Here is a 13,196-nt window from a genome sequence, read left to right on the forward strand (position 1 = left end):
ACACCCGCCGGGGACCGCACCGGGGCCCGCACCGGGACCCCCATCCGGGCCCCCGTCCGGGCCCCCTGCTCGGCCCGCGGTCCCGCGGGCACCCGAACCACCCCGTGCGCCGAGCGCGCACCAGCGCGCACGGCAGCGCACGCCGAACCGCTCACGCCCCACTGGGGCGCCGAGCAACCGGCATCACCAGGCAGTGAGAAGGGGCGGTCGCCCGCGACGGAAGTCGCCGGGCGACCGCCCCTCCGCCGTCCCCCGAGTCGGTCCACCCCCCACCCGGACCCCCGGCCGCATACCGCCCCCGCACGTGCCACCAGCACCTGCGCGGCCCCGAGCCGCATCCGCACCACATCCGTCACGCCGTCGCCCCACCACCGGACCGGGCCGCGGGCGCCTCTACCACCCGGAGGCGTCCGCTGTCTCGCCGAAGCGCTTTTCCGATGATCTGTTCTACTGCGCTCCTGCGATTTCCCGGCGCCGACCTGATCCGGGGTGACATGCTGCACAACGTCAGGGGGTTGATCCAGATTTCCACCGTGTTCCGAGGACTTCCGTTCCAACGATCACCAGAGGTCCGACCGGAGGTCGACGTGTCCGCGAACATCAATCCCACGGTGCGTCGTCGACGCCTCGGCTCGGAGCTGCGCAAGCTCCGGGACGCGGCGGGGATGACCGCGGAGGAGGTCGCCGGCCGGCTGATGGTCTCCCAGTCGAAGATCAGCCGCCTGGAGAACGGCCGCCGCAGCATCAGTCAGCGCGACGTCCGCGACCTGTGCGACGTCTACAGCGTCGCCGACGAGGCGATGCGGGCCAGCCTGATGGAGATGGCCCGGGAGTCCCGGCAGCGCGGCTGGTGGCACGACTTCAACGACATGCCCACCCCGTACAGCGTCTACATCGGCCTGGAGGCCGAGGCCTCGTCGATCCGCGCGTACGAGTCCTCCTTCGTGCCCGGGCTGCTGCAGACCGAGCAGTACGCCCAGGCCGTGGTCGAGGGCACCCAGCCGGACACCGACGCCCTCTCCGTCCAGCGCCGGGTGCAGGTCCGGATGAAGCGCCAGGACCGGGTCAACGGCGAGAACCCGCTGGGCAGTCTGTGGACGGTGATAGACGAGGCGGTGCTGCGCCGGGAGGTCGGCAGCAAGGAGGTGATGGCCCACCAGCTGAAGCACATGCTGGAGCTGAGCCAGCGCCCCAACATCACCATCCAGGTCATACCGTTCTCGCACGGTGCCCACCCCGGAATGACCGGGACATTCTCCCTGCTGGAGTTCCCGGAGTCAGCCGATTCGACGGTTGTCTACTTCGAAGGGGTGACGAGCGATCTCTACCTGGAGAAGGAGGCCGACGTGCGCCGCTATACCAGTCTCTACGACCACCTGCGGGCGGCCGCGCTCGGGGTGGCGGAGACCCGCTCACTGATAGCCGACATTGAAGAGGGATACCACCGATGAGCACCACCTTCGAGAACAGGACGAGCTGGCGCAAGAGCAGTCACAGCGGCGGCAACGGCGCGTGTGTGGAGATCAGGGTGCCGGCCGCCGACCAGGTGGCCGTCCGTGACTCCAAGGACCCGGAGGGACCGCAGCTGAGTTTCTCCCCCGAGGCCTGGAACGCGTTCGCCGCCGCCGCGGGCGCCGGAGCGTTCGACAGCCTCTGATCGACCTCGTACCGGTTCCCGGCCGAGGTGCCCGTAGCGGTGTCCGTCGCCCTCCCCCGGGGCGGCGGCCACCGCTACGGGCATCTCGGCGTCCGGAGGCATGCCCCCGACAAACGCTGCCCGGCCCGACGGCGGAGGATCAGCCGAGCACCGGGTAGCGGGCCGCCCAGGCCGCGCCCTCCGCGGTGTCCCGACTGTGCAGCTCGGGCCCGTGCATCAGCTCCAGCACGAAGTCGTCGGCCAGCTCCAGCAGCGCCCCGCGCCCCTCGAGACCCGCCACCAGGCCGGGCGGCAGCGCGGTGTCACCGTGCAGCACCCCGAGCAGGTTGCCGCAGACCGCGCCGGTGGAGTCGCTGTCCCCCGAGTGGTTCACCGCCAGCAGCAGCCCGGACCGGACGTCGTGCGCGACCAGCGCGCAGTACACCCCGATCGCCAGCGCCTCCTCGGCGACCCAGCCCTCCCCGAGCGCCTCGACCCGCTCGGCGGACGGCTCCCCCGCCCGCACCGCGTCCAGCGCCGCCCGCAGCGCCGCCGTGGTCTCCTCGTGCGCCGGCCGCTCGGACAGCAGCGCGAGCGCCAGGTGCACGCCCTCCTCCAGGGTGCCGCCCCGGGCCACGGTCTGGACGATCACCGCCAGCGCCCCGGCCGAGAGGTAGCCGGTGGGGTGGCCGTGGGTCAGTACCGAGCACTCCACCGCCAGCTGGAACACCAGCCCCGGCTCCCAGGTGGTCAGCAGCCCGAACGGCGCCGCCCGCATCACCGTGCCGCAGCCCTTGGAGTGCGGGTTCTTCGGCGCCTCCAGGGTGCCCAGCCGCTCGGCGTCCGGCCCCGAGAGGCCGGAGAGGCAGGCCTGGCCCGGCGCCCGCTGCGCGTACAGCCACTCCTCCCGGCCGAGCCAGCCGAGGTCGTCCCGGCGCTCGTCCGGGCCCCAGTCCCGCTGGGTGACGGCCCAGCGCAGATAGGCGCGGTGGACGTCGGTGGGCGGGTGCCAGCTGCCGGTGTCCCGGCGGATGTGGGCGCGTATCAGCCCGTCGAGGGTGAACAGCACCATCTGGGTGTCGTCGGTGACCGCGCCCAGCCGCCCGTACGCGGGGACGTACCCCGTGACGCCGAGCGGGCCGTGCGCGGCGCGGATCTTCTCCAGGGACTCGAACTCCACGCCCGCGCCGAGTGCGTCCCCGATCGCTCCGCCGAGCAGGCAACCCCGCACCCGGCTGCGGAAGTCCTGCTGCTGGGCGCGGGACCACAGTGGCATCACGGCAAGCGCCTTTCGTCCGGGAGCGGGAGGGACGCGCGACGCACGGCCGGTCGCGCGCCCTCGCACTGTATTCGAATGCCCGAACAGCCCGGCAGGGTTCCCGCTCCACCGGATCCCCACCGGATGTTCCACCACCCGCCGGACCGCCCGGGTTCCGCCGGGTCCGGGGCCGGCCGCCACCCGCCGGGGCCCGGCGGGTGGCGGCCGGACGGGCTCAGTCGGCCAGCGGCAGCAGGGCCGGCAGGTGTCCGTCCGAGGCCAGCGCGGCGGCCAGCCGCTCGGCCGGCACCTCGCCGTAGGTCGTGGTGCGCTGCCGGTGCGGCCGTCCGACCGCCTCGGCGATCGCCTGGAGGTCCCGGACCGACTTGTAACTGCCGTACGCCGAACCGGCCATCCGCGAGATGGTCTCCTCCATCAGGGTGCCACCGAGGTCGTTGGCGCCGGACCGGAGCATCTCCGCCGCGCCCTCGGCGCCCAGCTTCACCCAGCTGGTCTGGATGTTGGGGATGTGCGGGTGCAGCAGCAGCCGGGCCATCGCGATCACCGCCCGGTTGTCCCGCGCGGTCGGCCCCGGCCGGGCGATGCCGGCCAGGTAGACCGGGGCGTTGGTGTGGATGAACGGCAGCGTCACGAACTCGGTGAAGCCCCCGGTGCGCTGCTGGATCTCCGCGAGCAGCCGCAGGTGGCCCACCCAGTGCGCGGGGGTGTCCACGTGCCCGTACATCATCGTGGAGGAGGAGCGGATGCCCAGCTCGTGCGCGGTGCTGACGACCTCCACCCAGGTCGCGGCCGGCAGCTTGCCCTTGGTGAGCACCCAGCGGACCTCGTCGTCCAGGATCTCGGCGGCCGTGCCCGGGATGGTGTCCAGGCCGGACTCCTTGGCCCGCTGCAGCCAGTCGCGGATCGACAGACCGGTCCTGGTCGCGCCGTTGACCACCTCCATCGGCGAGAAGGCGTGCACATGGATCCCCGGGACCCGCTCCTTCACCGCACGGGCGATGTCGAAGTAGGCGGTGCCGGGCAGGTCCGGGTGGATGCCGCCCTGCATGCAGACCTCGGTGGCACCGACCTCCCAGGCCTGCGCGGCCCGGTCGGCGACCTGCTCCAGCGAGAGGCTGTAGGCGTCGGCGTCGGTGCGGCGCTGGGCGAAGGCGCAGAACCGGCAGCCGGTGTAGCAGACGTTGGTGAAGTTGATGTTCCGGGTGACGCAGTAGGTGACCTCGTCGCCGACCGCGTCCCGGCGGACCGCGTCGGCGATCCGGCACAGCGCGTCCAGGGCCGGGCCGTCCGCCTGGAACAACGCCAGCGCCTGCCCGTCGGTGAGCCGGGTCGGGTCGTCGGCCGCCACCGCCAGGGCGGCCCTGACCTCGTCGTCCAGCCGCTCCGGGGCCCCGGTCCGGCCGGGGGCGGCCGAGGCGGCCTGCTCCCGCAGCACCTCCCAGTCGCCGTAGACGTCCTCGAAGTCGGCCCGCCGGTCGCCGGTCCGGCCCTCGGAGTCGATGGTGCTGTGCAGATCGGTGCGGCCGTAGGACTCCGGCAGGTCCTCCGGCTCCTGCCAGGGGTGTCCGGTGACCACCGCGTCCGGGCGGGCCAGTCCGGTCTCCGGGTCGGCCAGCGCCCGGACGTGCGGCAGCACCCGCGGGTCCAGCCAGGGCTCGCCGTGCCGGACGTACTCGGGGTAGACGGCGAGCCGCTCGCGCAGCTCGAAGCCGACCGCCGCCGAACGCTCGGCCAGCTTGTCGATCTGCGGCCAGGGGCGCTCCGGGTTGACGTGGTCGGGCGTCAGCGGGGAGACGCCGCCCCAGTCGTCGATACCGGCCTCGATCAGCCGCTCGTACTCGCCGTCCACCAGGTTCGGCGGGGCCTGCAGACAGGCGGAGGGGCCCATGATGTGCCGGGCCACCGCGACGGTGGCGACCAGCTCGTCCAGCTCCGCATCCGGCATGCCGCGCATCGCGGTGTCCGGCTTGGCGCGGAAGTTCTGCAGGATCAGTTCCTGGATGCCGTGGTAGGCCCGGGAGACCCGGCGCAGCGCGAACAGCGACTCGGCGCGCTCCTCGTACGTCTCGCCGATGCCGATCAGCAGGCCGCTGGTGAACGGCACCGAGCTGCGGCCGGCGTCCTCCAGCACCCGGAGCCGGACGGCCGGCTCCTTGTCGGGCGAGCCGTGGTGCGGGCCGCCGGGCTCGCTCCACAGCCGGGTGGCGGTGGTCTCCAGCATCATCCCCATCGAGGCGGAGACCGGCTTGAGCCGCTGGAAGTCGGTCCAGCTCAGCACCCCGGGGTTGAGGTGCGGGAGCAGCCCGGTCTCCTCCAGGATGCGGATCGACATGGCGCGGACGTAGGCGACGGTGTCGTCGTAGCCGTGCGCGTCCAACCACTCGCGGGCCTCGGGCCAGCGGTCCTCGGGCTTGTCGCCGAGGGTGATGAGCGCTTCCTTGCAACCGAGCGCGGCGCCTCTGCGGGCGACCTCCAGCACCTCGTCCGGGGACATGTACATCCCGTGGCCGGCCCGGCGGAGCTTGCCGGGGACGGTCACGAAGGTGCAGTAGTGGCACTTGTCCCGGCAGAGCCGGGTGAGCGGGATGAACACGCTCCTGGAGTAGGTGATGACGCCGGGGCGGCCGGCCGCTTCGAGGCCGGCGTCGCGGACCCGGGCGGCGGAGGCACAGAGGTCGCGCAGGTCCTCGCCCCTGGCCCGGAGCAGTACCGCCGCCTCGGTCGCGTCCAGCGCGACACCGTCCCGGGCGCGGCGCAGGGCGCGGCGCATCGCGTTGGCGGTCGGAGTGTTGGATGCGTCCATGCCGCGACCCTACGCCAGTTCACGTACGTTCCTCGTACGTTCGGAGGAGACGACCCTGAGGGGGAATCAGGGTCGGCTGCGACGCGAGGTCGAGCCGGATCCAACCCTGCAGGGCGATGACGCGGGCGACGCGGGACCGTCTAATGGATACCCAGGGACAGTCGGTCACTGACGGAGGGGTTGGACGGATGACGGACGACAGGGCGACCGCGGGCAGCGGCCCGGCGGACGAGTGGCAGGACGGGGCTCCCTACCGGTCCCGCCGACGCACGCTGGTGCGCGTCGCGGTGCCGCTGGCGGTCACGGCCGCGATCGCCGCCGGGGTCGGGCTGGTACCGGCGCTGGCGGACTCCTCGCCGCCGGAGCTGCCCGCGCTGACGGCGGAGCAGGTGGTGGCGAAGGTGCTCGGCTCCCAGGCGGAGACGCTGACCGGCACGGTGTCGGTCGCGGCCGACCTCGGTGTGCCGAGCCAGCTGCTGGGTGCCGCGGCCGGCGGCCTCGCCGGCGGTGCCCCGGGCGGCGGTTCCGGGGGCAGGTCCTCGGGCGCCGCCCCGGAGGCGAAGCTGACCGGCCTGCTCGGTGGCGAGCACCGGCTGCGGGTCGCGGTGGACGGACCCGACCGGCAGCGGATCGGCCTGCTGGAGCAGCTGGCCGGCTACGAGATGATCCGCAACGGCGACCAGGTGTGGACCTGGGACAGCAGCAGCAACGAGGCCGTGCACCTGACCGGGGCCCGGCCGGACGCCAAGGCGGACGGCCACCCGGGCAAGGGCCCGCTGACCGGGGTGCCGACCACCCCGCAGGAGGCGGCCCAGCAGTTCCTGGGCGCGAGCGCGGGCACCACCTCCGTCACCGTGGACGGCACCGTGAACGTGGCCGGGCAGAAGGCCTACCGGCTGAGCGTGAAGCCCACCGGCTCCGGTTCGACGATCGGCGAGGTCCGGATCGCGGTGGCCGCCGACAACGGCGTGCCGCTGTCGGTCGTGGTCAAGGGGACGGACGGCAGCACCGTGCTGGACGTCCACTTCACCGATGTCTCGTTCGCCGCGCCGTCCGCGAAGACCTTCGAGTTCACCGTGCCCAAGGGCGCCAAGGTGACGGAGCGCAAGGCCGATGCGACGCCGCGCGCCGAGGTGACCCCGGAGGAGGCCAAGGCCGCCGCCGAGGGTCTGAACGTGATCGGCGAGGGCTGGACGGCGGTGCTCTCCGCCAAGCTGCCCGGCGACGACGTGTTCGTCCCGGCCGAGGGCAAGGGCCCGCGCGGCAAGGGCGGCCACGGCCCGGGCGGCGGCGGCAAGCTGCAGAACCCGCTCGCCCTGGTCAAGTCGCTCGGCAAGCCGGTCGCCGGCGGTTCGCTGATCAGCACCAAGGTTCTGAACGTGCTCGTCACCGACGACGGCCGGGTGTTCGCGGGCGCGGTGACCCTGCCGGTGCTGCAGAGTGCGGCCGGGGTGAAGTAGTGGCCCAGGCTTCCGTAACGGGGGACGTTACGGAGCCGGCCGGGGGGCCGGGCGCGGCGACGCGCCCGGCCCCCCGTGCCGCTTCGACCTCCCACCGGTCCGACGACGTGATCAGCACCCGGGGCCTGACCAAGCGGTTCCGCGGCGGCCAGCTCGCCGTGGACGGACTGGACCTGAGCGTCCCCCGGGGCTCCGTCTTCGGCTTCCTCGGGCCGAACGGCTCCGGCAAGACCACCACGATCCGGATGCTGATGGGGCTCATCGCCCCGACCTCCGGGGTCGCCTCGGTGCTCGGCGAGCCGATGCCGCAGTCGGTGTCCTCGGTGCTGCCCCGGGTCGGCGCGCTGATCGAGGGGCCCGCGCTGTACGGCTTCCTCTCCGGCCGGGACAACCTGGCCAGGTTCGACGCCGCCGACCCGACGGCCGACCCGCGGACCCGGCAGCGGCGGGTCGCCGAGGCCCTGGACCGGGTGGGGCTGACCGCCGCGGCCGGCAAGAAGGCCCGCGCCTACTCGCTGGGCATGAAGCAGCGGCTCGGCCTGGCCTCGGCGCTGCTCCAGCCGCGCGAGCTGCTCGTCCTGGACGAGCCCACCAACGGCCTGGACCCGCAGGGCATGCGGGAGATCCGGGCCCTGGTCCGGGAGGTCGCGGCCGAGGGCACCACGGTCTTCCTCTCCTCGCACCTGCTGGACGAGATCGAGCAGGTCTGCACCCATGCCGCCGTGATGTCGCGCGGCCGGCTGCTGGTGCAGGGCACCGTCGCCGAGCTGGCCGCCCGGGCCCGGGGCCGGCTGGTGGTGCGGACGCCGGACACCCACCGGGCGGGCGAGGTGCTGCTCGCGCACAAGGTCACCGAGCTCCGGATCGCCGAGAACCGGGTGGACGGCGAGCTGGGCGCGCTCGCCGAGGACGCGCTGCCCGGGCTCTGCGCGGCGCTGGTCGCGGCGGAGGTCCGGGTACACGGCTTCGGCGTGGAGCGGGGCACATTGGAGGACGCCTTCGTGGCGCTGACCGGGGAGGGCTTCGATGTCGCGGGCTGAGGCGGTGCCGGCCGAGGCGGTGCCGGCGGTCGCGGCGGCGGCGCACGGACGGCGCCCGCAGACGGCGGCCGGGTTCCTGGCGCTGTTCCGCAGCGAGCTGGTGCTGACCTTCCGCCGGCTGCGGACCATCGTGCTGCTGGGGATCCTGGCCCTGCTGCCGGTCCTGATCGGTGTGGTGGTCCGGATCGAGACGGACGGGCCGCGCGGGGGCGAGGGCCCGGCGTTCATCGCCCAGGTCACCCAGAACGGCCTGTTCCTGGTGTTCACGGCCCTCGCGGTGGCGCTGCCGGTGTTCCTGCCGATGACGGTCGGTGTGGTCGCCGGGGACTCGGTGGCCGGCGAGGCGGCCACCGGCACGCTGCGCTACCTGCTGGTGGCGCCGGCCGGGCGGACCAGGCTGCTGGCCGCCAAGTTCACCGCCGGGCTGGTGTTCTGCCTGGCGGCGACGGTCACCGTCGCCACGGCGGCGGTGATCACCGGGGCGGCGCTGTTCCCGGTCGGCGACGTCACGCTGATCTCGGGCGAGACCATCGGCCTGGGGTCGGCGCTGCTGCGGGCGGTCCTGGTGGCCGCCGTGGTGGCCGCGTCACTGGCCGGGCTGGTCGCGATCGGGCTGTTCATCTCGACCCTCACCGGCAGCGGCATCGCGGCGATGGCGGCGACGGTCGGCCTGGTGATCACCGTGCAGATCCTGGACAGCTTCCCGCAGCTGCACGCGATCCAGCCGTTCCTCTTCACCCACCACTGGCTCACCTTCGGTGATCTGCTGCGGGCGCCGATGGAGTGGGACGGGGTGCTGAAGAACCTCGGGCTGCAGGCCGCCTATGTGGCGGTGTTCGGCTCGGCGTCCTGGTCGCGGTTCACCGCGCGGGACATCACGGCCTGACCGGCACGGCGTCGGCCGTCCCGGCCACCGCGGCGGCCCCGGTCGCTGCGGTGGCCCCGGCGGCAGCAGTGGCGGCGGTGGCGGCAGCGGCAGTGGCGGCGGCAGTCCGGGCCCGGTCGGCCCGGCCCCGCCGCAGCGCGTCCCAGGTGAGCACCACGAGCGCGGCCCACACCAGGGCGAAGCCGGCCCAGCGCGCGGGCGGCATCGACTCGTGGAAGACCGCGATGCCGATCAGGAACTGGAACACCGGCGCCAGGTACTGGAGCAGCCCGAGCACGCTCAGCGGCACCCGGACGGCCGCCGTGCCGAAGAGCAGCAGCGGGACGGCGGTGATCACCCCGCTGAGCATCAGCAGTCCGGTGTGGCCCAAGCCGTACTCGCCGGCCACGGTGTGGCCGAAGGTGCCGCGGCCGGCGACCTCCAAGTACACCAGGTAGCCGAGGGCGAAGGGGAACATGAAGGCGCTCTCGGCGGCCAGGCTCTCCAGCCCGCTCAGCCCGACCTTCTTCTTCAGCAGCCCGTAGGTGGCGAAGGAGAACGCCAGGGTCAGCGCGATCCACGGCGGCCGCCCGTAGCCGATGGCCAGCACCGCCACCGCGAGCGCGCCGATGCCGACCGCCACCCACTGGGCCCGGCGCAGCCGCTCCTTGAGCACCAGCACCCCGAAGGCGATGGTGACCAGCGGGTTGATGAAGTAGCCGAGGCTGGTCTCCACCACGTGCCCGGTGTTGACGCCCCAGATGTAGACGCCCCAGTTGATCGAGATCACCGTGGCGGCGGCGCCCAGCATGGCGAGCCGGCGGGGCTGGCGGAGCAGCGGGCGGATCCAGCCCCAGTGCCGCTGGGCGACCAGCAGCAGGACCACCGCGACCAGGGACCAGACCATCCGGTTGGCCAGGATGTCGTCGGCGGCCCCGGGCTCCAGCAGCGGCCAGAACAGGGGGAAGAGCCCCCATATGCCGTAGGCGGCGAAGCCGCACCAGAGGCCGCGTCCGGCCTCCTGCTGGGTCGTGTCTGGCATGGACCGTCTGCCCTCCGCGCGCGCGAGTGTCGAGCCGACGGTAGCGGGCGCGGCCGCGCCTGTCATCTCCGTATTCGGTTTTTGGTCATGACATGGCTCCGGCCCCACCCGCGACGGACCGTCGCCGGTGGGGCCGGGAGTGGCGGGGAGCCGGGGTCAGGCGCCCAGGACGGCCCGGACGGTCTCGGCCAGCGGCACGGTCGGGCGGCCGATCAGCCGGCCCAGGTCACCGGGAGCGGTGGCGAGCTCGCCGCGCGCGATACCGGCGTCCACGTCCACGAACACGTCGGCGTAGCCCTCCGGCATGCCCGCGCCGATCAGCACCTCCCGGTGCTCGGCCGGGGTGACGTCGCGGTGCTCGACCGGACGGCCCGAGGTCTGGGCCAGCTCGGCGGCCAGCTCGGACAGGCCCCAGGCGGCGTCGCCGCTCAGCTCGTAGACCTTGTTCTCGTGGCCCTCGCCGACCAGGACGGCGACCGCGGCGTCGGCGTAGTCGCGGCGGGGGGCGGTGGCCACCCGGCCGGCGCCGGCGCTGCCGACCACCACGCCGCGCTCGACCGTGCCGGCGGCGTCACCGAGGTAGTTCTCGGTGTACCAGCCGTTGCGCAGCAGGGCGTACGGCAGGCCGGAGCCGAGCAGCACCTCCTCGGTCGCCCGGTGCTCGTCGGCCAGCCCGAAGGTGGCCGTGCCCAGGATGCTGGTGTACGCGAGCAGCGCGACCCCGGCGGCCTTCGCCGCGTCGATCACCGCACCGTGCTGGGCCGCCCGGCGGCCGAACTCGTTCCCGGAGATGAGCAGCACCCGGTCGCCGGCGGCGAAGACCCCGGCGAGCGTCTCGGGGCGGTTGTAGTCCGCCTCGTGGACGCGCACGCCCTGCTTCGCCCACTCCTCGGCCTTGGCGGCGGAACGCACCACCACCGCGATCTCGTTCGCCGGAACGGCTGCCAGCAGCCCCTCCACGACCAGGCGGCCGAGCTGTCCGGTGGCTCCGGTGACGACGTACATGTCCCTGCTCCTCTTGGGTGTGGCGGTGGCTTCGAAACCGCGCTTCGAAACCGCGTTGGCTTCGGAACTCACCCTAGGGACGGCACTAACTTCTGGATAGTACGCACTTTGAAGTAGGGTACTGACATGGAGGTAATGACAGAGGGCTCGTCGCTGCTCGACCGCGTGCCCGACATCTACGACCGCATGTGTCCGTCCCGGGGCGTGCTGGAGCACGTCACCAGCCGCTGGGGGGTGCTGGTGCTGGTCGCCCTGCGGGAGCGCGGGTACCGCTTCAGCGAGCTGCGCCGCCGGGTGTCGGGCGTCAGCGAGAAGATGCTCGCGCAGACCCTGCAGACCCTGGAACGGGACGGCTTCGTGCTCCGCGAGGCGTACCCGGTGATCCCGCCCCGGGTCGACTACAGCCTCACCCCACTGGGTCTGGAGGCCGCCGAGTACGTGTCGGCGCTCGCCCACTGGGTGGAGGCCCGGATGTGCGCCGTCAGTGACGCGCGCGAGGAGTACGACGGACGGGCTAGCCGCCCCTGACCAGCTCCGCCAGTCCGTCCAGCACCCGGGGCAGGCCGAAGGTGTAGGCGTGGTCGGGGTCGTACGCGGCGCCGTGCGCCTCACCGGCGGCGGCGCCGACCCGGGCCGCGACCGGGTAGCGCTCCGGGTCGAGGACCCGGGCGAGCAGCTCGGCGTTGGCCTCCCACCACTGGGCGTCGGTCATCGCGCTGTCCTGTTGTGCGGCGCGCCGGTCAGCGGCCATCCGGGCGCAGGTCTGAACAAAGCCGAGCACATGGGTGAGCGCGGCGTCCAGGTCGAGGTCCGACAGGCCTGCGCCGTCGAAGGCACGGAGCTCGTACTCGTACTTGGCCATCAGACCAGGGCCCAGCGGCGGGCGGCCGGTGGCGACGACGGCCGTCCACGGGTGGGCGCGGTGGAGCGCGCGATTGTCCTCGGCCACGGCCGCGACCCGGGCCCGCCAGCCGTCCCCGGCCGGTGCGGTGCGGGTCATGCCGGCGTAGGCGGTGTCCAGCATCAGGTCGACGAGTTCGGCCTTGCCGGGCACATAGGTGTACAGCGCCATCGGTGAGACGCCGAGCGCCTGGGCGACCCGCCGCATGGTCACGGCGTCCATCCCTTCGGCGTCCGCGATCGCGATCGCGGCGGCGGCGATCTCCGCCGGGGACTTCGCCTGCCGGGGGCCGCGCCGGCCGGGCTTCTCCTCCGCCGACACGCCCCAGAGCAGCGCGAGCGTGCGCGCCGGGTCCCCGGCACTGCTGCGGTCACTGGCCATGGACCGATCCTTTCACGCCGGACCCCCGGGGCCCGCCGGTACGGTCGGAGCCATGACCACCGCCGACCCCGACCCGCTGCCGGGCACCGACACCCGCGAGGTCGTCCGCCCCCGGGTCACCTGCCGCCGCTGCCACCGCCCGCTGCACGACCCGGAGTCGCGCATCCTGCGCCTCGGCCCCGAGTGCCGGGACCCGGCCGAGCGGGTCGTCCGGCACGAGGTCGAGCAGGACGCCCTGCCCGGGCTGGACTAGACCCCGACGCTTCGAACGCGGCCACGACCGTGACCGGGATCACTCTGGCCTCATTCTCCGTACTATGTATAGTGTACTGCGTACGGGATAACAGCGAACGAGAGGGCCATCGGGCATGCAGATCACTTCCTCCGCCGTTTCACTCACCGTCGAGGACGTCGAGGCGTCCGCTTCGTTCCTGCGGGAGCACTTCGGGTTCGCCGAGCAGATGGCGGCGGACGGGTTCGCGTCGCTCGGGCACGAGAGTGCCGGGGTGAACGTGGTCTTCCTGCGGCGCGGGACCGAGGTCCTGCCCGAGGAGTACCGCGACCAGGTCGCCGCCGGGCTGATCCTCGCCTTCGTGGTCGGCGACGTGGCCGCCGAGGAGGCCCGACTGCGGGCCGCCGGGGTGGGGATCACCATGCCGCTGCGCGAGGAGCCGTGGGGCGAGCGGCTGTTCCAGGTCACCGACCCGAACGGGGTCGTGGTCCAGTTGGTGGAGTGGGCGGAGCAGCAGCACTGACAGCACTGACAGCACCGTGAACGGCGGAG

13 protein-coding genes are annotated in these 13,196 nt (G+C 73.4%); 8 read left to right on the forward strand and 5 right to left on the reverse strand.

What is annotated here, in order from left to right; all coding sequences use genetic code 11:
• The first annotated feature begins 587 nt into the window (after positions 1–587).
• Together VR45_RS00035 and VR45_RS00040 are read left to right on the forward strand one after the other, a co-directional pair.
• A complete protein-coding gene (locus tag VR45_RS00035) occupies positions 588–1,451 on the forward strand; it encodes a helix-turn-helix transcriptional regulator (protein ID WP_045937583.1) in 864 nt (287 codons plus the stop codon).
• Positions 1,448–1,657 carry a DUF397 domain-containing protein gene (locus VR45_RS00040; protein ID WP_045937584.1) on the forward strand — a complete coding sequence of 70 codons (210 nt, stop codon included), beginning with the start codon at positions 1,448–1,450 and terminating at the stop codon, positions 1,655–1,657. Before VR45_RS00035 ends, VR45_RS00040 begins: the two co-directional genes overlap by 4 nt.
• A 139-nt stretch (positions 1,658–1,796) precedes the next feature.
• On the opposite strand, the gene VR45_RS00045 is transcribed toward VR45_RS00040, so the two are convergent.
• Together VR45_RS00045 and VR45_RS00050 are read right to left on the reverse strand one after the other, a co-directional pair.
• Entirely contained in the window at positions 1,797–2,912 is a 1,116-nt protein-coding gene (locus VR45_RS00045; RefSeq protein WP_030393503.1) for an ADP-ribosylglycohydrolase family protein, read from the reverse strand.
• Positions 2,913–3,129: 217 nt separating this feature from the next.
• Entirely contained in the window at positions 3,130–5,718 is a 2,589-nt protein-coding gene (locus VR45_RS00050; protein ID WP_045937585.1) for a bifunctional FO biosynthesis protein CofGH, read from the reverse strand.
• Positions 5,719–5,906: 188 nt separating this feature from the next.
• On the opposite strand from VR45_RS00050, the gene VR45_RS00055 reads away from it, so the two are divergent.
• From VR45_RS00055 to VR45_RS00065, 3 genes are all read left to right on the forward strand, one after another.
• Entirely contained in the window at positions 5,907–7,178 is a 1,272-nt protein-coding gene (locus VR45_RS00055) for a hypothetical protein (protein ID WP_045937586.1), read from the forward strand.
• Positions 7,179–7,285: 107 nt separating this feature from the next.
• Positions 7,286–8,218 carry an ABC transporter ATP-binding protein gene (locus VR45_RS00060; RefSeq protein ID WP_045937587.1) on the forward strand — a complete coding sequence of 311 codons (933 nt, stop codon included), beginning with the start codon at positions 7,286–7,288 and terminating at the stop codon, positions 8,216–8,218.
• A complete protein-coding gene (locus tag VR45_RS00065; RefSeq protein WP_045937588.1) occupies positions 8,205–9,104 on the forward strand; it encodes an ABC transporter permease in 900 nt (299 codons plus the stop codon). Before VR45_RS00060 ends, VR45_RS00065 begins: the two co-directional genes overlap by 14 nt.
• Here the strand turns inward: VR45_RS00065 and rarD are convergent.
• Positions 9,094–10,125: an EamA family transporter RarD gene (rarD, locus tag VR45_RS00070; RefSeq protein WP_045937589.1), complete on the reverse strand. Its 1,032-nt coding sequence runs from the start codon at positions 10,123–10,125 to the stop codon at positions 9,094–9,096. The two genes, VR45_RS00065 and rarD, sit on opposite strands and share 11 nt — an antisense overlap.
• A gap of 156 nt (positions 10,126–10,281) precedes the next feature.
• Complete coding sequence (locus VR45_RS00075; RefSeq protein WP_045937590.1) at positions 10,282–11,130, reverse strand: SDR family oxidoreductase; 849 nt, start codon at positions 11,128–11,130, stop codon at positions 10,282–10,284.
• A gap of 135 nt (positions 11,131–11,265) precedes the next feature.
• Between VR45_RS00075 and VR45_RS00080 the strand changes: the two genes are divergently transcribed.
• On the forward strand, positions 11,266–11,658 hold the full coding sequence (locus tag VR45_RS00080; protein WP_045937591.1) for a helix-turn-helix domain-containing protein: 393 nt from the start codon (positions 11,266–11,268) through the stop codon (positions 11,656–11,658).
• On the opposite strand, the gene VR45_RS00085 is transcribed toward VR45_RS00080, so the two are convergent.
• Complete coding sequence (locus VR45_RS00085; protein ID WP_045937592.1) at positions 11,645–12,412, reverse strand: TetR/AcrR family transcriptional regulator; 768 nt, start codon at positions 12,410–12,412, stop codon at positions 11,645–11,647. The genes VR45_RS00080 and VR45_RS00085 overlap by 14 nt on opposite strands.
• Before the next feature lie 52 nt (positions 12,413–12,464).
• Here VR45_RS00085 and VR45_RS00090 point away from each other — a divergent pair, with 52 nt between their 5' ends.
• Both VR45_RS00090 and VR45_RS00095 read left to right on the forward strand, forming a co-directional pair.
• Positions 12,465–12,665, forward strand: a complete 201-nt coding sequence (locus VR45_RS00090; RefSeq protein WP_045937593.1) for a DUF6011 domain-containing protein — start codon at positions 12,465–12,467, stop codon at positions 12,663–12,665.
• Between the two features lie 115 nt (positions 12,666–12,780).
• A complete protein-coding gene (locus VR45_RS00095) occupies positions 12,781–13,167 on the forward strand; it encodes a VOC family protein (protein ID WP_045937594.1) in 387 nt (128 codons plus the stop codon).
• The last annotated feature ends 29 nt before the right edge of the window (positions 13,168–13,196 follow it).

This window comes from Streptomyces sp. NRRL S-495 (assembly GCF_000966955.1).
Taxonomy (GTDB): domain Bacteria; phylum Actinomycetota; class Actinomycetes; order Streptomycetales; family Streptomycetaceae; genus Kitasatospora; species Kitasatospora purpeofusca.